Source organism: Meiothermus sp., from assembly GCF_037443965.1.
GTDB lineage: Bacteria > Deinococcota > Deinococci > Deinococcales > Thermaceae > Meiothermus.
This window is the reverse complement of the sequence record NZ_JBBINI010000029.1, coordinates 27,878-48,495: the sequence shown is the minus strand read 5'-3', so window position 1 is coordinate 48,495 and position 20,618 is coordinate 27,878. Positions and strand designations below refer to the sequence as shown.

At 56.5% G+C, this 20,618-nt stretch carries 18 protein-coding genes; 11 read left to right on the top strand and 7 right to left on the bottom strand.

Going from position 1 to position 20,618, the window contains the following annotated elements; all coding sequences use genetic code 11:
• Positions 1-270: 270 nt before the first annotated feature.
• The 4 genes from WKI89_RS14060 to WKI89_RS14045 all read right to left on the bottom strand — a co-directional run bounded on the left by WKI89_RS14060 (position 271) and on the right by WKI89_RS14045 (position 5,431).
• The gene (locus WKI89_RS14060; RefSeq protein ID WP_337870650.1) at positions 271-1,320 is read right to left on the bottom strand and encodes a protease complex subunit PrcB family protein; all 1,050 of its coding nucleotides are present in this window, start codon (positions 1,318-1,320) and stop codon (positions 271-273) included.
• Positions 1,321-1,424: 104 nt separating this feature from the next.
• Entirely contained in the window at positions 1,425-2,315 is an 891-nt protein-coding gene (locus WKI89_RS14055; protein ID WP_337870648.1) for an ABC transporter permease, read from the bottom strand.
• 88 nt (positions 2,316-2,403) lie between these two features.
• A complete protein-coding gene (nikB, locus tag WKI89_RS14050; protein WP_337870647.1) occupies positions 2,404-3,408 on the bottom strand; it encodes a nickel ABC transporter permease in 1,005 nt (334 codons plus the stop codon).
• 433 nt (positions 3,409-3,841) lie between these two features.
• Positions 3,842-5,431 (bottom strand): ABC transporter substrate-binding protein, encoded by a 1,590-nt coding sequence (locus WKI89_RS14045; protein ID WP_337870645.1) that lies wholly within the window; start codon positions 5,429-5,431, stop codon positions 3,842-3,844.
• A gap of 276 nt (positions 5,432-5,707) precedes the next feature.
• Here WKI89_RS14045 and WKI89_RS14040 point away from each other — a divergent pair, with 276 nt between their 5' ends.
• Entirely contained in the window at positions 5,708-6,100 is a 393-nt protein-coding gene (locus tag WKI89_RS14040; RefSeq protein WP_337870643.1) for a YkvA family protein, read from the top strand.
• Between the two features lie 977 nt (positions 6,101-7,077).
• Positions 7,078-7,380: a hypothetical protein gene (locus WKI89_RS14035; protein WP_337870641.1), complete on the top strand. Its 303-nt coding sequence runs from the start codon at positions 7,078-7,080 to the stop codon at positions 7,378-7,380.
• Positions 7,381-7,550: 170 nt separating this feature from the next.
• Here WKI89_RS14035 and WKI89_RS14030 read toward each other — a convergent pair whose 3' ends face one another.
• Entirely contained in the window at positions 7,551-9,395 is a 1,845-nt protein-coding gene (locus WKI89_RS14030; protein ID WP_337870639.1) for a right-handed parallel beta-helix repeat-containing protein, read from the bottom strand.
• A 520-nt stretch (positions 9,396-9,915) separates the two neighbouring features.
• Positions 9,916-10,665 carry a hypothetical protein gene (locus WKI89_RS14025; protein ID WP_337870637.1) on the bottom strand — a complete coding sequence of 250 codons (750 nt, stop codon included), beginning with the start codon at positions 10,663-10,665 and terminating at the stop codon, positions 9,916-9,918.
• 268 nt (positions 10,666-10,933) lie between these two features.
• On the opposite strand from WKI89_RS14025, the gene glnA reads away from it, so the two are divergent.
• The 9 genes from glnA (at position 10,934) to WKI89_RS13980 (ending at position 19,300) form a co-directional block, all read left to right on the top strand.
• Positions 10,934-12,295 carry a type I glutamate--ammonia ligase gene (gene glnA, locus WKI89_RS14020; protein ID WP_337870635.1) on the top strand — a complete coding sequence of 454 codons (1,362 nt, stop codon included), beginning with the start codon at positions 10,934-10,936 and terminating at the stop codon, positions 12,293-12,295.
• A 294-nt stretch (positions 12,296-12,589) separates the two neighbouring features.
• Positions 12,590-13,750, top strand: a complete 1,161-nt coding sequence (locus tag WKI89_RS14015; protein ID WP_337870634.1) for a branched-chain amino acid ABC transporter substrate-binding protein — start codon at positions 12,590-12,592, stop codon at positions 13,748-13,750.
• A 241-nt stretch (positions 13,751-13,991) separates the two neighbouring features.
• A complete protein-coding gene (locus tag WKI89_RS14010; protein WP_337870632.1) occupies positions 13,992-14,972 on the top strand; it encodes a branched-chain amino acid ABC transporter permease in 981 nt (326 codons plus the stop codon).
• A complete protein-coding gene (locus WKI89_RS14005; RefSeq protein ID WP_337870630.1) occupies positions 14,969-16,429 on the top strand; it encodes a branched-chain amino acid ABC transporter permease in 1,461 nt (486 codons plus the stop codon). Before WKI89_RS14010 ends, WKI89_RS14005 begins: the two co-directional genes overlap by 4 nt.
• The gene (locus tag WKI89_RS14000; RefSeq protein ID WP_337870629.1) at positions 16,426-17,232 is read left to right on the top strand and encodes an ABC transporter ATP-binding protein; all 807 of its coding nucleotides are present in this window, start codon (positions 16,426-16,428) and stop codon (positions 17,230-17,232) included. The genes WKI89_RS14005 and WKI89_RS14000 overlap by 4 nt, the downstream gene beginning before the upstream one ends.
• Positions 17,219-17,932: an ABC transporter ATP-binding protein gene (locus WKI89_RS13995; protein ID WP_337870627.1), complete on the top strand. Its 714-nt coding sequence runs from the start codon at positions 17,219-17,221 to the stop codon at positions 17,930-17,932. The genes WKI89_RS14000 and WKI89_RS13995 overlap by 14 nt, the downstream gene beginning before the upstream one ends.
• A 16-nt stretch (positions 17,933-17,948) precedes the next feature.
• Entirely contained in the window at positions 17,949-18,284 is a 336-nt protein-coding gene (locus WKI89_RS13990) for a cupin domain-containing protein (protein ID WP_337870626.1), read from the top strand.
• 88 nt (positions 18,285-18,372) lie between these two features.
• A complete protein-coding gene (locus tag WKI89_RS13985; RefSeq protein ID WP_337870625.1) occupies positions 18,373-18,726 on the top strand; it encodes a plastocyanin/azurin family copper-binding protein in 354 nt (117 codons plus the stop codon).
• Between the two features lie 34 nt (positions 18,727-18,760).
• Complete coding sequence (locus WKI89_RS13980; protein ID WP_337870623.1) at positions 18,761-19,300, top strand: GNAT family N-acetyltransferase; 540 nt, start codon at positions 18,761-18,763, stop codon at positions 19,298-19,300.
• A 205-nt stretch (positions 19,301-19,505) separates the two neighbouring features.
• Here the strand turns inward: WKI89_RS13980 and WKI89_RS13975 are convergent, their stop codons facing one another.
• The gene (locus WKI89_RS13975) at positions 19,506-20,609 is read right to left on the bottom strand and encodes a PQQ-dependent sugar dehydrogenase (protein WP_337870621.1); all 1,104 of its coding nucleotides are present in this window, start codon (positions 20,607-20,609) and stop codon (positions 19,506-19,508) included.
• Positions 20,610-20,618 lie beyond the last annotated feature (9 nt).

Below are 20,618 nucleotides of genomic sequence, written 5' to 3'. Positions count from 1 at the left end.
ATACCGTTTCCGCTTGAATCCTTCACCGCCCGCCGCAGTCAGAGGTGAAGGATTCAAGCCGACCGAAGGGAGTAGAAAAGCATTTCGGTAGTATCGTTTAGGCTTGCCGAAGTGAACGATACTGCCGAAATGCGTATAACGTGAAGCCCCGTACGTTTGTGGAGGATCGCTCAGCCAAATTATGTGGGCAAGGGCCGTGCAGCAATTCCCACCTAGAGGCGTCCCCAGAGCTTGTTGAAGGGGGGTCAAAAGAGCAGGCAGGGGTGGCGCTCAGTTCCCCGCGCTGGCCAGGAGCCGTCCGCCCGCGTCTACGAACTCAACCCTGGTGAACCGTCCGGGCACCTCGAGCATCACAAAGGGGCTGGTTAGGGCCTGGGTCAGGATCGCGCCCGGTGCGGGGCTCACCAGGCGCAGGGTGACCCGCAGGGTACTGCCCGAAAGCTGGCTGCCAACGTACTGTACGCCGTAACCGCCGGTGGGCTTCTGGCCCCAGAAGAAAGCCACGACCCGGTTAAGGTTGAAATCTACCGAGGGGGTCGCGGGCTGGGGAATTTGGTTGCCGGTAGCCAAGCGCCAGATGGTGAGGAGCTGGTCGGAACTGCTGGCCAGGTAAGCGGCGGGGCTCGAGGACGTGTGAGCTGACTGGCTGCCTTGCTGCATCACACGGGGGTTCTGGGGTTGGGGGTTGGGCTGGGTCAAAGCAACCTCCGTCTCGAGGCCGTACTGCACGGCCAAGGCCGCCACCCGGCTCTGGCTGGGGCTAGGCTCATAGCGGTTGGGTACCAGAGGGGGCTCGAGCTCGTACAGCACGACTGGGCGACCCCCCCGGCGACCCAGGATCTCCCGTAGTACCGCTTCGTTCTCGGCCTGCGAGAGGGAGGCTAGCCGGGGTGAGCCGGGGCTGTTTTCCACCACTTGCGCGGCATTGCTGGCAAAGACATTGCCCAGCCGCGACCAGCCTCCGTCGAACAGCCAGGCACTTTGTACGTTGCGGCTGGTGCGTACCACAAACTGCAAACCGGGGAAGGTACGGGTGGTTTGGGCTATGCGGGGTAGGGCGGGGCTCATCTCACGGTATAGCGCCTCGCCCTCGACCAGCAGGGCCTCTGGCACGGCCAGCGGGCTGGCAGTAGGGCCTTTGGTGAGGGCTAGGCTGCGCTCACCCAGCCGGATGACTTGGGGTTCACCATAAAAGTAAGTCCAGCGCTCGGTGTTCTCGGCGAACAGCACCTGAATCTCACTGAGCTGATAAGGTTGTTGTCCTGGCTGTGGTACACAACTGACCAGGATCAGCGTCGTCAAACCCAACCATGGTTTCATGCCTTCATATTAGCGGCTCTTGGTGAACAGATAGCCTTGGGTGAATCTTTGCTCAAAAGGGTAGAGGCTGGGTTGGGTGGCTATGAGAAGCTCATAAAGATGGCTTATCGCAAAGCCCTGGGGTCGAGGGCATCGCGCAGGCCGTCCCCGAGAAGATTGAAGGCCAGCACGGTAAACATGATGAATAGGCCGGGGAAGATCATGGTCCAGGGGGAGTTGAGGGCATAGCCACCCCGGAAGGCATCGGATAACATCGTGCCCCACTCGGGCGCCGGTGGCTGTGCCCCCAAACCCAGGAAGCCCAGCGCGGCGGTCTCGAGGGTAGCGGTGCCGATGGAGAGGGTGGCCTGTACGATGATGGGGGGTAAGGCGTTGGGCAACAGGTGGCGCAACAGAATTCGCTGATTGGATGCACCCAGTGCATTGGCGGCCTGTACATAGTCGAGTTCGCGGGCCGAAAGTACTACGCTGCGGGCCAGCCGGATATAGACGGGAATCTGGGTGACGCTCACGGCAATCATGGCGTTGGTCAGGCTCGGCCCCACCACTGCCACAATTGCAATCGCAAGCAAAGTGCTGGGGAAGGCCAGCAGGATATCCGTCATCCAGCCGATCACGACCTCGAGGTTGCCCCGAAAGTAGCCTGCCACCAGCCCCAGTGTGGTTCCCACCAGTAGGCTGATTGCGACTGCCAAAAGCCCCACCTGTAAGCTGATGCGGCTTCCGTGGATCACCCGGGTGAACACATCGCGCCCCAGGTTGTCGGTGCCGAAGACGTACTCGGTAGAGGGCGGTTTGAGGCGGCTGGTTAGGCTGCGATCGGTGGCGGGGTTGTAGGGTCTGAATACTGGGGCCAGCAGCGCCACCAGGATGAGCAAAATCGCCAAGGTTAGCCCAATCTTGCCTGAAGTGGACTTACTAAACCGCCGAATCGCCAGACGGGTCGGGGTCTCGTTGGAGCGATGCTGGGGGGTGGTGGTTGCTACGCTTGCCATAGTTCCTCACTAAACGCTGAGTACTGAAGGCTGGACGCAAAGCCAGAAGGGAGGCGTTCAGTTTTTGGTGTTGTGCCTTCAGCCCGGCTCATCGATACTGAATCCTGGGATCAAGTAGGGCGTATGAGAGATCTACGATCAGATTGACCAGCACGAACACCAGTGCCACAAAGATCACCCCGCCCTGCACCACCGGGTAGTCGCGGTTGAGGATGCCCTCATAAATCCATGAGCCGATGCCGGGCCAGCTAAAGATGGTCTCGGTCAGGATGGCCCCGCCCAACAGCGTCCCAAACTGCAAGCCGATGATGGTCACCACCGGGAGCAGGGCGTTTTTGAGAGCGTGCCGCCAGATCACCACCCGTTCGTTCAGTCCCTTGGCCCGTGCGGTACGCACGTAGTCCTGCGAGAGCACTTCCAGCATGGCGCTGCGGGTGATGCGGGTCAGGATAGCCAGTGGGATGGTGCCCAGTGTGAGGGCCGGGAGAATCAGGTGTGCAACTACCTCGCCAAAACTGCGGCCCTGGAGGATCGAGTCGAGTATGAAAAAGCCCGAGATGGTTTTGAAATTGTTGCCTGCATCAATGCCGATGCGCCCGCTGGGGGGTAGCCATTGTAGGTTGACGGCAAAAAGGTAGATGAGGATTAGCCCCAGCCAGAATACCGGCATCGAGACCCCTATCAGCGAGAAGATGGTGGAACTGTTATCCACTAGGCTGTTTTTGCGCACCGCTGCAAGAATACCCAGTGGAATTCCCAGCGCCACCGCCACAAGCATGGCCGCTAGGGCCAGCTCGAAGGTGGCGGGCCAGCGGCCAGCGAGCTGGTCGCGCACCGGCAGCAGGTTGAAGATGCTGTTGCCCAGGTTGCCTTGTACCAAATCACGCAGGAAAAGGAAATACTGCGTATAGAGTGGCTGGTTGAGCCCCAGCTTCTCGCGTAGAGCCTCGATCTGTTCGGGGCGAGCCCGCTCGCCGAGTAGCACCACCGCCGGATCGCCGGGGATCAGATGCAGGAATAAAAAAACTAGCAGCGAGATCCCAAACAGCACAGGGATGATGCTTAATAAACGTCTTCCTGTATAAGCCCACATGCGGTAGATACCTAACCCCCAAATGATATATGCCTGGACTACAGTTGTGAAGTCGGGTGGGTTTTGTATCAATTCGCTTTTGTTCCCTTTGGCCATCCGATGATCTATGTAAAACTGGTAATTGATGGCACCTACAGCGCTCCAAAAGTATCCCGGATAAGGCGTTCCCTGAGCCGGCGCGGCGCTGCTTACCATTGAAGGGAACGCCAGGGTGATGGCATCACTGAGCCGGGTTGGCTTCGACAAGCTTAGCCAACTATTTCTATATGATGTCATACCGGTTCCGCTTGAACCCTTCACCTTTGGGTGTAATCAAAGGTGAAGGTTCAAGCCGACCGAAGGGAGTAGGAGTGCGTATCAGGAGCTCGAGTAGTGTATCAAAAGTCAAAGAAAAAGGGGCGTAGTGAACTACGCCCCCAAAAAGTCTGTGGGTTTAGCGCTTGACGATGTCTTCGAAGGACTCGCTGCCCAGCGGGCTAGGAACCCAACCGCTAATGGTGGTGCGCTGGGCGATGAGGGGTTGGCTGTGCACGATGGGGATGCGTAGGGCTAGGTTGAAGGTGATTTCGTCGGCTTGCTGGTAGAGCTTGACGCGCTCGGCCTGGTTAGAGCTGGCAGCACCTTTAGCCAGCACATCGTTGAGTTCCTTGATATCTAGCTTATTGCCAGCGCTATCAAAGAGGTCGGTGATGGGAGAGGCGAAGTGGGGGTCGAAGAAGTTGGAGGGGTCGCCATAGTCACCGGTCCAGCCCAGCATATAAGCCTGGAAGCCGGGCGGGTTGCGGCGGTCGTTGAGGTAGGTGGCCCAGTCCTTGGTCTGGAATTTCACCCGTATGCCAATAGCCGAGAGGTCGGCCCCCATGGCCTCAGCAATTTCTTTGGGGGTGGGGAAGTAGGGGCGCGAAACCGGCATGTACCAGAACTCGAGGTCGAAGCCATTGGGATAGCCAGCCTCGGCCAGCATTTGTTTGGCCTTAGTGGGGTTGTATTCGTAATCGGTAACTTTGGGCGAGTAGTAGGTTTTGAAGCTGCTGGGCATGAAGTGGCCGTTGGTTACGCCTAGGTCACCCCAGAAAGCACTGACGATTTCCTTTTTATTGATGGCCATAGCGATGGCCTGGCGTACCCGCACATCAGAAAGCGGCTTGTAGCTAGGGTTCAAAGCCAGATAGCCCACGTTGAAGCTGGGGCGGAAGACCGCGCGGAGGTTGCGGTCGTTTTGTAGGTCTTTGATGTTGGCTGGGGGAATATCGGTGGTGAAGTCAATCGAGCCAGCCTTAAGTTCGGCCAGACGTGCAGCGGGGTCTTTGATGAAGCGGAACACCACGCCATCACTTTTGGGGAAGCCTTTTTTCCAGAAGCTGGTGTTCTTGTCCAGGATCAAGCGATCGCCCGGACGCCACTCTTTGACCTTGAAGGGGCCCGTGCCCACCGCGCCTCCGGCAGCCGTGCCATATCGGGCTCCCGCTGCTTTGATAGCTGCGGGGCTGGCAATGCCAAAATAGCCCGAACCGATGGCCACTGGAAAGTAAGGCACGGGGCTATTGAAGGTGAAGCGTACAGTGTATTTGTCTACCGCGCTTACGCTGGCCAGGAAGCTGCCCTTTTCACCCTTGTAACCACCGAAAAGTTCACCCCAAATTTCATAGTTGGAGCCGCCGCTGATGCGGCTGGGGTCTTTGGCATCCCACCAGCGGTTGACATTAAACACCACTGCACTGGCATCGAAATCGGTGCCATCGTGGAACTTAACCCCCTGGCGCAGACGGAACGTCCAGGTTTTGCCGTCGGGAGAGGCAAACCAACTGACTGCCAGACCGGCTTGAGGATCGGTGGAGCCGGGCTTGAAATCTACCAGGGTGTCGTAGATTTGTCGCTGGGCGTAGATGGAAATTCCATCGGTGATATTGCCCGACTCGAGGCTTGCGGGCTCCCCGTTGGAGCCAAATACCAGGATTTTTTGGGCCAATCCCAGGCTGCCCAATAACCCCAACGCCAAGATACCTAACAGCCGATGTTTCATATGGTTCCTCCTAACCTCGAGTGGCCCACCCACAGCGTCAAAAAATAGTTGATAAAGAGACGTTTTCAGCGTTGGCTGAAGTGGATGGGACTCGGTAGCATAGACTACAAAGCGAAGTATACACCTCTCTACGGGGTCGTGAAGAGGGTGGGGAAATGCCGATTCATGTTTGGCGAAAGCAATCTGCTACCATAGACCTTACACCCATTGGTTTGGGGTGGAACCCATGCTCTTTTGTTCGCCCAGCCAGGCGTTGGCGAATCGGGAGGGCCAACTGTGGCCAACGAAATTCAAAAAGTAGAAGTGATTGAAATAAAAGCGACCGAGCGCTACAGCGATGCTGATTTCTGGCGCAAGCTAAGCCGGTTCGCTCGCAAGGCGGGCCGCGAAGTTGTAGAAAAAGCGCTGTGGCTCTACTATGCCATGCAGCGTCCGGAAACCCCCGCCTGGGCCAAGCGCACGATCATCGGGGCCCTGGTTTACTTTTTACTGCCCTTCGATCTGGTGGCCGATCTCGCGCCCCTGGTGGGTTTTACCGATGATCTGAGCGTTTTGCTGGTCGCGGTAAGCACGGTGGCGGCCTATATTACCCCTACCGTTAAGGAGCAAGCGCGTCTGAAGGCCAACGAATGGTTTGGCGAGGTAGAACCCTTTACTTCACCGGTGTAGATTAGCGCCATTTTCACGAACAAGCTTGTCTTGAAAAAAGTAATCCAGGCCGCTTGAGTGACCCCTCCTCCGGTGGAGTCATGGCAAAACCGCGATAATTGTTACCAAGAATCCTAGTGCTCCGGTAACTTAATTCCTGGGATGAATCTGGCTCCTTTAATATCTGGAAGTTGCTTTGAGCGCTTCATTTTGGGAACTTCACTGCACATCAATCTTTAACTTACCAAACCACTAGATCAACCCTCTCCAAAGCAAAAGCTGCAAAGAGGGTTGTAATTGTGGCCATCTGATCCCTAAAACTGGTTTTCGTAACCTAGTATCGGATAAGAAGGACACCTGCCCTGCGGTTGGAATGGTAACTTGCTATCAGAAGAAAATTCCCACTAGAGGAGGTGATCCTCTTGGATGATTTGCGTGTGGTCTTTGGCTGTGCCTAAAGCCTTTTTCCTCGAGGAGGACTGTATGCGACCATATGTATTCTTTGGCTATGTCCTGATTTTGGTTTTGTTGGTAGAGTGTAACTCCACACCCCATCCAGCTTCGACAAGTTAAGGTCTGAATGTACAAGCAGTGGCCTTGAGCCCCCAAGAGCAGTTGGGCAAGCTGATCTTTCGATGCCATTGCGTTCTCGATTGCAGCCTATGAGGCTTCGAGCGAATCGAATGCCTACACCTCCAAATTCGATCTGTATAGCAGAGGATTTAACTAAGGAGGAGAGACAGGGCCTGATACTATTTAGAACCAAAGCTAAATGTGCAAGCTGCCCTACCCTCAACCCAGGCAAGGGGGGCAGCGCTCCACTGTTCACCGACTTCACCTACGATAACCTGGGGATCCCGCGCAACCCAGACAACCCCTTCTATAACTCAACTTTCAATCCCCTTGGACTCAACTGGGTTGACCAACGCCAGGGTGGTTTCCTGGCCTCGAGGCCCGACTACCAAGCGCTGGCCCTCGAGAACATGGGTAAGTAAAAGGTGCCCACCTTGCGCAATGTGGATAAACGGCCCTACCCAGGCTTTGTCAAAGCCTTTGGGCACAATGGCTATTTCAAAAGCCTGAAAGGCATTGTGCATTTCTATAACACCCGCGATATCAAGCCTGTGTGCGCCAACCCCTTCACCCGTGAAGCCGATGCGCTGGCCCAGGGATGCTGGCCGGTAGCCGAAGTTCAGGCCAATGTAAACGACACCGAACTGGGCAACCTGGGCTTGACCGATGCGGAGGAAAATGCCATTGTAGCCTTCCTAAAAACACTTTCGGATGGATATGTCCCCTAGATTGGCTTGGATAGAGCGCACTTCACAAAGACTGAGCCATGCAGAGTCAAGAATTCTCTTTCCAGACAAGACCGTTGCCGCCCGGAGGGGCGGCAACGTCTGTGAAGTGCGCGATCGGCTCCAAATCAAACGGCCCCATGTTTGGGGGCCGCTTGATTATGCCAACTGTTCTAGCGCTGAAAGGTATCGCCCAGGCGGTTGTTTTGTAGGGTGTTGGTTCCCAGGAGAGCTTGGCTGCTGGCGAGGCGCAAGATGCCATAGCCCTGGTTGTTGGCAATGGTGTTGTTCTCGAGCCGTGCCTGCCCATTGCCCAGCAGAGCGATACCGTGCAGGGCATTGTTCTGGATGGTGTTGTTGCGTAACGTGGGACGACTACCGCCGCGTAGAATAACCCCGTTGCCCTGGTTGTTCTGTACGGTGTTATTTTCAAGGTTGGCCTGTACCAGACCTTCTACTTGCAGGCCGCCCAACAGGTTATCCTCGAGGTTGCTGCTTACTACGCTGCCCTGTAGCGGCCCTGAAAGCCGCATCCCTAGTCCGCCGTTGCCCTTGAGGGTGAGGCTACTCAGTTCGACCTGCAACTCGCCCAAGACCACTAGACCGTCTTCCTGATTGCTGCTGACCTGGATGTTGCGAGCGGTCAGGTTGCCTTCGGCCAGGATGCCGATGCGCCCATTGCTGCTCACGCTCGAGTCGCTCAGACGCAACTGGCCTTTGCTGAGGTAGATGCCGTGGCGGCTATGTTCGGAGATATCACAGTTCTGAATGCTACCGCGGGCCTCGGTGATGTAGATCCCATCGCCAGATTCGGAATTGCTTTGTCCCCCCAACCCGCGAATTCGGCAGTCGCTCAATTCAAACTCTCCCTTGGAGATGGTCAAAATGTCCACTTCAGGGTCGTTGCCTGCAGCTTCCAGGCTTATCCCGCGAATGACCAGCTTGCCCTGGTTCTCGAAGCTCAGCACACCGCCCGCGTTGGAAACCAGGCGGGTCTGGTCACGTCCGGCTCCGATGAGGGTAAGGGGTTTTTCGAGGCTGATACTTCCTTCAAGTACATAGGTGCCTGCGGCCAGATTGACGGTTGCACCCGCCGGTGCGCGGCGGAGGGCTTGGTTCAGGTTATCGCCGGGCTTTAGATTGGGGTTGAAGGGTGGTTCGGTGCGGATTTGCCCTTCGCGGTTGCCCAATACACTATTTTGCCCTAGGCGGGCCTTAGCGCCGTCCTCCACAAAAATGCCCCAGCCCAGGTTGCCTCGAGCTGTGTTGCGCTCGAGTACGGCGCTGGCTTCCTCCGAAATCACAATGCCGTTGCGCTGGTTATTCTCGCTGACGTTGTTACGCAAGGTTGCGTTTCCACCGCCAATCACGATTCCACTTTGGCGGTTGCCTCGAGCAGTATTGCGTTCAAGCAGGGCCTGAATATCTTCGCTCGCCACCAGACCGTGGTTCTGATTGTTGCTAAAAACGCTGTCCTGAACGGTCAGTTTGCCAGCAGTGTGGTTGAGACCGTTGAGTTGATTGCGGACAAACTCGCTCTTGCGAATTGTGAGGTCGCGTGCCTTGTCAATCACATAGAGCCCGTCGCCACCTTCGCTGTCGTCTTCACTAAAAACAGCACCGGTAAAGCGGGCGTTTTCAATCACTACCTCGCCCCCTTCAATCTGCATAACATCGGCCACCCGGTTGCCCCGGTGTTCGACCGATAGACCATTGATGCTGAGTTTGGCGGCGTTTTGTGGAGCAAATTTGAGCACAAAACCGCCAGCTTCTGAGAAGATGCGGGTTCGGTCACGTCCGGCCCCCACCAAGTTTAGGCTCTTGCCAATGTTCAGGCCTGCGCTCAGACGATACTCGCCCACAGCCAGCCGCAGCGTGGAGCCAGCAGGCGCACTGGCCACCACCTGGGCCAAGTTGGCGTTGCGGGCCACATTGATGGTGCGAGGGCTCTGGGCGTAGGCCAGCATGGCCCCGCCACCAATTGCCAAAAGGGCTGTCCATAGCAAGGTTGTTCGCATATAAGCTCCCAATCCAGCCTACCAAGGGAGTAGATGCTTCTTGGGTCAAAATCGCTTGAGGGATTCAGATTTTTGTGCCCAGTTTGCTGGGGGGTATTTTTGGTTAAGCTCAGTCGGCAACACGGAGGTCACATGCCTGGTTTTTCTCAGAGGAATGCTTTATTATGGCCACCATTTGGAATATTGGCGTGGGGCACGATTAAGCATTATTCAAATGAGCCACATAGCAGGTGGCTGGAAAAACCGCCGCTCCGTTGCCTCCCGACCTCAGCAGGTGGTGCACCTTTTATACCGTTTCCGCTTGAATCCTTCACCGTAGGACGCAGTCAGAGGTGAAGGATTCAAGCCGACCGAAGGGAGTAGAAAAGCATTTCGGTAGTATCGTTTAGGCTTGTCAAAGTGAACGATACTACCGAAATGCGTATTAGCATCGAAAAACCCTCTGGTTCAACCCAAAACAGGGCAGAAAAATGCCTCCCATGCGGGAGGCTGGTAGAAGACAATTACTGTGAAGACTGCTTCAGGGCAGGTAGTTGCCCGGTGTTCCCAAGGTTTCGGGTTTTTCTGTCCATTCACCTGCGATGCCCAGTTTCCAGGCCCCAGCCGCGCCGCTCTGGCTCACATAGCCCCCATACAAGCCTAGGCGCAATCCTCGCAGGATGGTGTAGTAGAGCGAAGCCGTTACGTCATAGCCCAGGCTCAGGCCAAAAGGATAGCGCAGTCCGCCTTCCAGATAGGCATTCAGTTCGCGGGTTAGTTCCAGCTTCAGGCCCGCATAGGCATTGGCCGCAGCATTCAGCGAAACCGCTGGGGTTAGCAGTAGGGTTGCGTCCAGGCCTGCACCCCCATACAGCACCGCCGCATCGGCAATGCGCTGGGTGATGAAAATTTCCCCTCCCGCATCGAAATCGAAGCCAAACGGGCCTGGCAAAATCACCTGATTCGAGCCAAAACGGATGGCCCCTTCCACATAACCCGCATTGGATTCATTCAGCTTGGCAACTCCTACCACCCCTACACGACTCGCCAGCACCAATTGTCCAGCAAAAAAACCTGGGCGCAGACTGGCTCCGGCTACGATGTTGTCGGTTAGACTGAAGGTGTAGTTGACTGCAGTGCCACGGTAGCTGCGGTAGGGTGTAATGAATTGCCCGCCTACCAGACCCAACTCGGGCAAAAACTGCAAGTTTCCAGTGATGGAAAAACCATCCGCAAGAGCCGCACTACCAATTCCCAGGGTAGTCAACACTGCAAACAAAGTCTTTTTCATGCTTCCTCCTTAATATTTGTTGCTGGCAACGCCACAAACGGCCCAATGATAGTGCCTTGGTCGTGCGCTAGACTGAGATAGACCACAAATTTCCTTAATCTGGATCAAATACACATTGCTCCAACGCACATACGGGTTTACATAGCGCTTCTGCTTGCTCGAGCAAAACCCACAATAATCTCTTTGGTTAGACAGTCCAATCCAGTAGGTAATTTGTCTAGAAGCAATCGCCTGCCACAAGCCTTGACGCTACCAGTATGCTGTAAGTATGGCACGAACCAAGCAAGACATTTTGCAAGAGCTTAAAGACAACCAGGTGCGCTTCATGCGCTTGCAGTTCACCGATATTTTGGGCATCAACAAGGTGGTTGAACTGCCCGTTACTCAATTCGAGAAAGCACTGGACGGCGAAATCATGTTTGATGGTTCTTCCATCGAGGGCTTTGGCCGTACCGATGCTGAAGAGTCGGATATGCTGCTGAAGCCGGACTACAACAGCTTTGTGGTTTATCCCAGTGATTTGGAACCCACTACCAAAGGAACCGTGGCCCGCTTGATCTGTGACATTGCCTACCCCGATGGCAAGCCCTTTGAGGGCGACCCTAGGCAAGTGCTCAAGCGGCAAATCGAACGCGCTCAGAAAAAAGGCTTCGACAACTTTTTTGTGGGTACCGAGGCCGAGTTTTTTCTGTTCAACCGCAGCCCTGACGGCGGCCCTGGCACCCATACCAACGACCGTGCTGGCTACTTCGATCTGGCTCCTACCGACAAGGGCGAAGAAGCCCGCCGTGACATGGTGGATATGTTGGTCGCCATGGGTCTACAGATAGAGGCGGCTCACCACGAAGGGGCCCCCGGCCAACACGAGATTGATTTTAAATACACCGATGCCCTCAAGACCGCCGACGATCTCACCACCTTCAAGTTTGTCGCCAAGCGTATCGCCATCAATCACGGGCTCCACGCCACTTTCATGCCCAAACCTATTGCTGGAATCAATGGTTCTGGGATGCACTTTCACCTATCGCTATTCAAGAATGGGCAAAATGCTTTTTTCGAACCCAAAGGAAGACTCGAGGTCTGGCCCCACCAGCTTTCCAAAACTGCGCTGCAATTTATCGCCGGCCTCTTCGAGCACGCCGAGGGCATGGCCGCCATCACCAACCCACTGGTCAACTCGTATAAGCGCTTAACCCCTGGCTACGAAGCCCCCACCAGTGTGGCTTGGTCGGTCTCCCATCGCAGCGCCATGATTCGGATTCCCAAACGACGTGGGGCAGGCACACGTGCAGAGTTTCGCTTTCCCGATCCCTCCTGCAACCCCTATCTTGCCCTGGCGGTCATTTTGGGCGCAGGGTTGGAAGGTATCGAGAGCAATCTAACCCCCCCTCCGCCCATCGAACGCGATGTGCACGAACTTTCGGTTCGAGATAAACGCAAATACCGGGTCAGTGAGATGCCCGGAACCTTGCGTGAAGCCCTGGAAGCGCTGCAAAAAAACCGGGTTGTGCGCAATGCCTTGGGAGAACAGGTTTACAAGGATTTTCTTAACGCCAAGCGCGTCGAATGGGACTCGTATCGTATCGCCGTTCACCAATGGGAACTGGATCAATACCTGGCTGAACATTGATAGTTCTTCATGTACTACCTCCTACGCTCAATACCCTACTTTCTACTGACCCCAATCCACCAAAAGGTGGAGGTATCCTTTGGCACTTACTTAAGCCTTGCTTACCGGTATCATTCTGGGCAGTAAAAACCCAACCATATCTTTAGTTAAAGGTTGCAGTCTGAGTTAAATTGTGTACCCTCATATTGGCTGGAACACAAAAACGATGACCCACATTGACACACATTGGCGTGGGTTGGGTAGAATAGGTCAGCCGTTTTTGGCTAAGATTAATGTAGTTCAGGAGGAGTCGGCATGAGAAAACTCGCAATTCTAGTGTTGGGGGCGTTGGCCTTGGGTGTGGCCTCGGCTCAGTCCAACGTCATCAAGATCGCTTCGGTTTCGCCGCTGTCGGGGCCGCAATCGGGTCTGGGTACAGCCATCCAGCAAGGAGCGCAAATCGCCATTGAAGATGCACAGGCTCGCTTCCAGCAGCTTGGCTTCCAGCTTCAGTTTGCCCCCCAAGATGACCAGGCAACCCCGGACGTGGGTGTAGCGGTAGCTCGGCGTATCGTCAACGATCCAGATCTGCTGGGCATTGTAGGACACCTCAACTCGGGCGTAGCCATTGCGGCCTCGGAAGTGTACAAAGACACCAACCTGGTCATGGTCTCCCCAGCCAACACCAACCCCCGCGTTACCGACCGTGGTCTCTTGAACGTCAATCGCATCTGTGGTCGTGACGATATCCAAGGTCCGGTAGGTGCCGAGTATGCTGTGCGCGTACTGCGTCGTAGCCGCTTGTTTGTAATCCACGACAAAACCCCCTACGGGCAGGGCTTGGCAGAGGCTTTTGCAGCCCGTGCGCGTGAACTGGGTGCCAACGTTTTGTCGATCGTGGGCACCGAGGAAGCCTCCAACTTCCAACCGCTAATCCTCCAAATGCGCGCCCAGCGCCCCGATCTGGTCTACTACGGCGGCATCTACGATAAGGGCGGGGTGCTGGTCAAGCAAATGCGCGAGCGTGGCATCACTGCCTCTTTCATGGGCGGCGATGGTCTTGATGCCTCTGATCTGGTGAAGATTGCCGGTAGCGCCTCCAAGGGTGTGCTGTTCACCACCACAGCCGGTCCCATCAGCACCTTACCCAAGGCCGCTGCTTTTGCCCAGCGCTACAAGGCCAAATTCGGGCGGGACGCCGAAGCCTACGCCGTGTATGCCTTCGACGCTGCTAACGTGATTCTCAACGCTCTTGAAGCCTCCATCCGGGCTAACAATGGCCGCAAGCCCACCCGCGAGCAGGTGGCCCGTGCCGTGCGCGAGGTCAAGCTGGATGGTCTAACCGGCCGTATCGAATTTGACAGCAAGGGTGACCGCAAGCTCTCCGACTACTACATCGTCTCTATGCGCGAAGCCCGCTACCCCGGCGAAGTGCTGCGTGTGATTCAGTTCGCACCCCCGGCTGCTCGCCAATAGGCAAAAGCTTCATAAACCAGACTCCCGCTGCGGCGGGGGTCTTTTTTGGCTCTGTACGCAAAGATATGACCCAATCCACGATTGATTCCAAGGTCAGGGTTTTGGCTTTCTTTACAGCCGATTCCCCCGTTGTCAGCCCAACCCACAACCGATATACTCTGGCAGGCTGAAGTTCACAAGGATGCGCTGCAAGTGATAATTTATGCGTGTATCCGTATAATCATAGGCCAGGAGGTTTTACTTGACGGTTGCTGATCTCCTATCAATTCTGCCCCAGACCATCCTCGAGGGTCTGTTGCTTGGCTTTGTCTACGCAATGGTGGCGCTGGGCTACACCATGGTCTATGGGGTCTTGGGGCTGATTAACTTTGCACACTCCGAGGTCTTCATGATCGGGGCGGTGATAGGTCTCGAGGTCTTCCGCTTCTGGGGGAACCCCGAAGCACCGGTGATCTCCAACCCTTTCCTGCTGCTGCTGGTGGCTCTGATTTTTGCCGCAGCGGGCTCGGGCACCATGGCCATACTGGTGGAACGCTTTGCTTACCGTCCCCTGCGAAAGCGCGGTAGCAAAAGCATCCTGGTGCCGATGATCACCGCTATTGGGGTCTCTTTCTTGCTGCAAGACCTGACCCGCATCTATGCTGCGCTCCGGCACAACGAGTTCAACATGCAGTATCGCACCTACGATGTGTTGAACACCACCCTCATGCTGCCACTCGAGACCACCATCCAGGTCAAGGGCATCATCATCATTGTGGTTTCACTCCTAATGCTGATTGGGCTGACCTATCTAGTTAACCGAACCAAGCTCGGCAAGGCCATTCGGGCCGTGTCACAAGATATGCAAACCGCCTCTCTGATGGGCATCAATCCCGATGTCATCATCTCGCGCACCTTTTTGATCGGGGGTTCGTTGGGCGGGGTGGCGGGGGTCTTGTTTGGCCTGCTCTACACCAATGTGACCCCTTATTCGGGTGTGCTGCCAGGGTTGAAGGCCTTTACTTCTGCGGTTTTGGGGGGCATTGGCAACATCCCTGGGGCGATGGTGGGGGGACTGGTGTTGGGGCAGCTCGAGACCCTGTCTGGCACGTACCTGCCTTTCCTGACCAACGGTAACTTTGGCACCGAGTACAAGGATGTGTTCGCGTTCCTAACCTTGGTTCTGCTGCTTTTGTTCCGGCCCCAAGGCTTGTTTGGGCAGAATGTGAGTGAGAAAGTATGAGTGCCCTCAATCGTTTTGCACTTCCCCTCTCTATCGGCCTGACCGCCATTTCGGGGTTGGGGGTATTGCTAACCCTGCTGGGGCAATCTGTTCTTACTGGGGGATTGCTCAACATCCTACTGCTGCTGGCAGCCGCCTCAGTGATGACGCTACGCCTGCCCAATGGCTGGCGCTCGGGTCTGCTGGCAGGGTTAGCCTTGGCCCTGACCGTCTTGCTCCGAGCCAACACCGACGACAAGATTGCGTTCTACTTGCTGCTTGCTGTCTTGATCGGCTGCTTCTTGCTGCCCGATCTGACCCGCTTGGTTCGAGTGGCCCTGGGTGCAGCAATCCTACTGATTGCAGTGCCGATTGCCGGTCTTTCAAATTCGTTCTTGTTTGAGCTGGGCATCCAGATTGGCATTTTTGCAGCCCTGGCCCTGGGCCTGAACGTGGTCGTAGGTCAGGCGGGCCTGCTGGACTTGGGCTTTGCCGCCTTCTTTGCTATTGGAGCTTATACCTGGGGTATTTTCGGTTCACCCCAGGCCGCTCAGTTCATTGGTGGCTTTCCTGCCCAGGGGTTGTCTGGCAACTACCTATTTTTATTCATGGCTTTAGCTATCATTACTGCAGCCATCACCGGGGTGTTAATCGGGCTACCCGCCCTAAGGCTGCGGGGGGATTACCTGGCTATCGTGACCCTGGGTTTGGGCGAGGTGGTGCGGGTCTTTGCCAACAACCTCGACAAACCCCTCAACATTACCAACGGGCCTCAGGGCATCACCCCAGTCAACCGCCCGGATGTGGGCATTCTGGCTGACTTTCTCCGGTTCATCGGGGCTGAGCGCATCTATGGCAGGCCCATTGATGACGCGATTGCCTATTCCTTCTTCTTCTATTTGCTGGTGCTGGTGGTGATCGGCATCGTGGTACTGGTTAATGCCCGGCTGGCCAACTCCCGCTTTGGACGGGCCTGGGTGGCCATCCGCGAAGACGAAATTGCCGCCAAGGCCATGGGGATTCCGCTGCTGCCCACTAAACTAATTGCTTTTGCTACTGGTGCGGCTTTCTCCGGCATCATGGGCGCAGTGTTTGCTGCCAAACAGACCTTTGTGAGCCCAGAATCCTTCACCTTGCAAGCCTCGATTAACATCCTGGCCTTTGTGATTTTGGGCGGGATGGGCTCGATTGGTGGAGCGGTGGTGGGGGCGGCGGCCGTGACCGTGCTCAACCTGGGTATTCTCAAGGACTTCTCCGACTTGCTCAATACCTGGCGGCAGACCGGGGTGAGCATTCTAGGCTATAACATGGCCAATCTGCCACCCCAGCTCAATCCCGCCAAGTACGAGCGCCTGGTGTTTGGTCTGATCTTGATCTTGATGATGATTTTTAGGCCTGAGGGTCTGATACCCGAACAGAGGCATCGTGCAGAGCTACAAGAAGCCCGTCAGGAAGCCAAGGAAGGCGGTGGCAAATGAGCGAACTGGCCCTGGATGTACAAACTGCCACCAAGAAGTTTGGCGGGTTGGTGGCAGTAAATGACGTTAGTTTGCAGGTACGACCCAAGGAAATTTTTTCGGTGATCGGCCCCAACGGGGCTGGCAAAACCACTTTCTTCAACCTGTTGACCGGCATCTACAAACCCGATACCGGCCGGGTGGTGTTTTTTGGCAAGGACATTACTGGCTACTCGCCGGACAAAGTGGCCCGCACTGGCATTGGTCGCACCTTCCAGAATATCCGCCTGTTCAAGGCCATGACGGTGTTGGAAAACGTACTGGTGGGACACCATAGTCTGACCCGCCAGACCTACTTCGATGCGCTGTTTTACACCCCCCGTTTTCATGCTTCGGAAAAGAAAGCCAAGGATCGGGCCATGGAACTGCTGGTCTATATGAACCTAGACAAGCGGGCCGAAGAGCTGGCCTCGGGGCTTTCATATGGCGAACAACGCAGACTCGAGATCGCCCGCGCTATGGCCCTGGAACCCAAACTGCTGTTTTTGGACGAGCCGGCAGCAGGCATGAACGAGCAGGAGACCGAAGACCTCAAGGTGCGGGTGCGTAAGTTGCGCGACGACCTGGGCCTGACCATCGTGCTGATCGAGCACGACATGGCCATGGTGATGAGCATCTCGGATCGGATTGCGGTGCTCGAGTATGGCTCCAAGATCGCGGAAGGATTGCCTGCCGAAATCCGCAACAACCCCAAGGTGATCGAAGCCTATCTAGGCAAGGGCGCCGCAGGACAGGCCGGAGGGAGTACCCATGCCTCTGCTTGAAGTCAAGGACATCCACACCTACTACGGTCATATCCATGCGCTCAAGGGCGTGTCGCTTACGGTCGAGGAGGGCGAGATCGTCACCCTGATCGGGGCCAACGGTGCGGGCAAGAGCACCACCTTGCGTACCATCAGCGGCATGAACAAACCCCGCAAAGGCGAGGTGGTGTACCAGGGTAGCTCCATCCACAAAATCCCTGCCGACAAGATCGTGGGGCTGGGCATTGGGCATGTGCCCGAAGGGCGGCGTATCTTCCCGCGCATGACGGTGGAGGAGAACCTCGAGATGGGCGGCTTTCTCATCAACGACGCCAAAGTCGTGCAAGAGCGCAAGGAGCAGGCCTTTACCCTCTTCCCCCGCCTGGCCGAGCGCCGCCATCAGAAAGGCGGCACGCTTTCGGGCGGCGAGCAGCAAATGCTGGCCATTGGCCGCGCCCTGATGCAAGACCCCAAGCTGCTGCTGATGGACGAGCCCTCGATGGGCCTGGCCCCGGTGCTGGTAGATTTTATCTTCGAGATCATCCAGAAACTCAACCAGCAGGGCAAAACCATTCTGCTGGTAGAACAAAACGCCCGCCTAGCCTTGCAGATTGCCCACCGAGGCTACGTCTTGCAGACCGGCCACCTGACCATGAGCGGCCCGGCTAAAGAGTTGGCGGCCCGACCTGAAATCCAGGAAGCCTATCTGGGCGGGCACTAGTCTTTTGGAGCGGAGTATGAAAACCAAGTATGCCCAGTCCGCCAGCCTGAAGGGCCTCGAGGTGCCCGGCGCGGTGCTACGGCCATTCGCCGGCGAACAACTGATGATCATGCGGGCCGAAGGCAAGGCCGGCGCGCCCCTGGCGGCCCACGCCCACCCCCACGAGCAGATCACGCTGGTGGTCTCGGGGCGGCTGCGGATGCGGGTTGGGGAGGAGTGGCTCGAGCTCGGCGCGGGCGACCTGGTGCACGTCCCCTCCAACGTGGAGCACGAGGTGGTCTTCCTCGAGGACAGCGTGGTTTTTGACGCCTTTCACCCGGTGCGCCAAGATTTGCTGGATAAGCTCAAGTAAGGGTTAAGACCCCGCTGGGATGATGTCATTTTGCTGGGGGATTGGGTAGATAAACTACATCCTAGGGTATTTGATCGGAGGTGTAGCCATGCACAGATTCATGCGGGTGGGCTTTGGGTTTTTGGGGTTGCTAGGACTCTTCGCGGCTTGCCGGAATAACCCCGGCCCAAGCCCGGTTTTACCAAACTGCCCTTCCACTATTCAAATCGAAGGCCTTGCCTATAACCCTTCCAGTTGCAAAATCAGCGTGGGACAAAGCGTATCCATCTCGGCCAGCCCTACCCACCCCTTGCGCGGTCTGGGGGCAGGCAACCCCATCCCAACCACCCCTGCCACCACAACCCAGAGCTATACTTTTAGCACCGCTGGAACCTATGAATACGAGTGTACCGCCCATAGTGCTCAGGGCATGAAAGGCTCCATTACCGTGGTCACCCCCTGAACCGCTACGCTTACAAAGCCGATACAATCGGCCCATGCGCGCTGAGGTGACCACCTACTATCTCGAGATGCGCTCCACCCATGAGCTACGCCCCAAGCACGTGGCGCTGGAGGGTTTACTGCTGATGAAGGCCGAAATTCCCAGCGCTGAGTTGCAGCATTTTCTTTATCGCAGTGTGGGCGGCAACTGGTACTGGTATGAAAAGGCCGACTGGACCTACCGGCAGTGGCTCGAGTACGCCCAAAACCCCCACCTGCACACCTGGGTGGCCTACCTGAAGGGCACTCCGGCGGGTTACTTTCAGCTCGAGGTTCAGCCGGAGGGCAACATAGAAATTGCCTATTTTGGCCTGCTGGAGCAGTTTAGCGGGATGGGGCTGGGGGGCCACTTGCTCACCTGTGCCCTCGAGGAAGCCTGGCGGCTGGGGGCGCAAAGAGTCTGGGTACATACCTGCTCGCTGGATAGCCCGGCAGCTCTCGTCAACTACCAAGCCAGAGGCATGCAACTCTACAAAATCGAAACGGCCTGGGTGGAAGTTCCCGATCAAACCCCCGGCCTCTGGCAGGGTGCATAGGGTGTTGGCTACCCAAGCCTTGAGGCGACGGAACGGTCCATGTCCAAGCAATCTTTGATACGCATTCCGGCAATATCGTTCACTTTTGAAAGTCTAAACGATACTGCCGAAATGCTTTTCTACTCCCTTCGGTCGGCTTGAATCCTTCACCTTTGACTACGCATGGCGGTCAAGGATTCAAGCGGAAACGGGTATAAGAAGCGCCCTAGCGCTGCGCCACGCGGTAGACGGTACCTCGGTGGTCAATCACGTACAGCTCACCGGCAGCATCCTCGCCAAAGGAACTGATGTTCATATCGGTTCGGAGGATTTCCCGGCTCTGCCAGCGGTCGCTCTGGAGGGTGGCAGCCCAGATGCGGCCGCTTACATAATCGGCGTAGAAGTAGGTGCCGCGAAAGGCCGGCATGGCGCTGCCCCGATAGCGGTAGCCCCCGGTGATGGAACGTCCCAGATCGTGGGTATAAGTTAGTACTGGCAACACCAGGTTTTCACGGTTGCAGTTCTCACGGGGGTTGAAACACCGGTCGCCCTCCATGATGCGCCAGCCGTAGTTCTCGCCCCCCTTGCTAGCGGCAGGCTGGAAGTGAACTTCCTCGACAGCGTTCTGGCCCACATCGGCAATCCACATATCACCGGTCTGGCGGTCGAAGCTGAAGCGCCAGGGGTTGCGCCAGCCATACGACCAGATCTCGCTACGGCGCCCTGCCAGGGTGGGGTTATCGGCGGGAATCGCATAGGCCCGGTTGCCTTCGCTGCGGTTGACGTCTATACGCAGTATCTTTCCCAGCAAGGTGTCGAGCCGCTGCCCCGCGTTGATGGGATCGCCGCCCGAACCCCCGTCACCCATGCCGATGTAGAGCATGTTGTCTGGGCCGAAGGCAATCATGCCGCCGTTGTGGTTGGCATAGGGTTGTTCGATGGTGAGTAGAATCTGGGCTGAAGCCGCATCGGCGCGGTTTCCATTAGCCCGGTAGCGGGCCACCACCGTACTGCCCTGACGGTTGGTGTAGTTGATGAAGAACAGGTTATTCTGGCGGAAGTTGGGGTGGAAGGCCAGCCCTAACAAACCTCGTTCGCCACAACAAGAAACCAGACTGGTGACATCCAGGAAAGGTTCGGGCAGGAGCCGCCCTTCTTGCAGGATGCGAATGGTGCCCCCTTGTTCAACGATGAACAGGCGCCCGGTGTCGTCGGGCGAAGGGGTGAGAAACAACGGACGGCTCAGATTGTTGGCTACCGGAACCAGGTTGATGGTTTGGGCGGATGCCAGGCCAAGCAACAAAAGGGCAAAACAGACAATCGTTCGCATGGTCTAAGT

Excerpts from the sequence above, each read along its gene's own strand:
- WKI89_RS14060 (WP_337870650.1), bottom strand. The coding sequence starts at position 1,320 with ATGAAACCATGGTTGGGTTTGACGACGCTGATCCTGGTCAGTTGTGTA.
- WKI89_RS14055 (WP_337870648.1), bottom strand. The coding sequence starts at position 2,315 with ATGGCAAGCGTAGCAACCACCACCCCCCAGCATCGCTCCAACGAGACC.
- nikB (WP_337870647.1), bottom strand. The coding sequence starts at position 3,408 with ATGTGGGCTTATACAGGAAGACGTTTATTAAGCATCATCCCTGTGCTG.
- WKI89_RS14045 (WP_337870645.1), bottom strand. The coding sequence starts at position 5,431 with ATGAAACATCGGCTGTTAGGTATCTTGGCGTTGGGGTTATTGGGCAGC.
- WKI89_RS14030 (WP_337870639.1), bottom strand. The coding sequence starts at position 9,395 with ATGCGAACAACCTTGCTATGGACAGCCCTTTTGGCAATTGGTGGCGGG.
- WKI89_RS14025 (WP_337870637.1), bottom strand. The coding sequence starts at position 10,665 with ATGAAAAAGACTTTGTTTGCAGTGTTGACTACCCTGGGAATTGGTAGT.
- glnA (WP_337870635.1), top strand. The coding sequence starts at position 10,934 with ATGGCACGAACCAAGCAAGACATTTTGCAAGAGCTTAAAGACAACCAG.
- WKI89_RS14015 (WP_337870634.1), top strand. The coding sequence starts at position 12,590 with ATGAGAAAACTCGCAATTCTAGTGTTGGGGGCGTTGGCCTTGGGTGTG.
- WKI89_RS14005 (WP_337870630.1), top strand. The coding sequence starts at position 14,969 with ATGAGTGCCCTCAATCGTTTTGCACTTCCCCTCTCTATCGGCCTGACC.
- WKI89_RS14000 (WP_337870629.1), top strand. The coding sequence starts at position 16,426 with ATGAGCGAACTGGCCCTGGATGTACAAACTGCCACCAAGAAGTTTGGC.
- WKI89_RS13995 (WP_337870627.1), top strand. The coding sequence starts at position 17,219 with ATGCCTCTGCTTGAAGTCAAGGACATCCACACCTACTACGGTCATATC.
- WKI89_RS13990 (WP_337870626.1), top strand. The coding sequence starts at position 17,949 with ATGAAAACCAAGTATGCCCAGTCCGCCAGCCTGAAGGGCCTCGAGGTG.
- WKI89_RS13985 (WP_337870625.1), top strand. The coding sequence starts at position 18,373 with ATGCACAGATTCATGCGGGTGGGCTTTGGGTTTTTGGGGTTGCTAGGA.
- WKI89_RS13980 (WP_337870623.1), top strand. The coding sequence starts at position 18,761 with ATGCGCGCTGAGGTGACCACCTACTATCTCGAGATGCGCTCCACCCAT.
- WKI89_RS13975 (WP_337870621.1), bottom strand. The coding sequence starts at position 20,609 with ATGCGAACGATTGTCTGTTTTGCCCTTTTGTTGCTTGGCCTGGCATCC.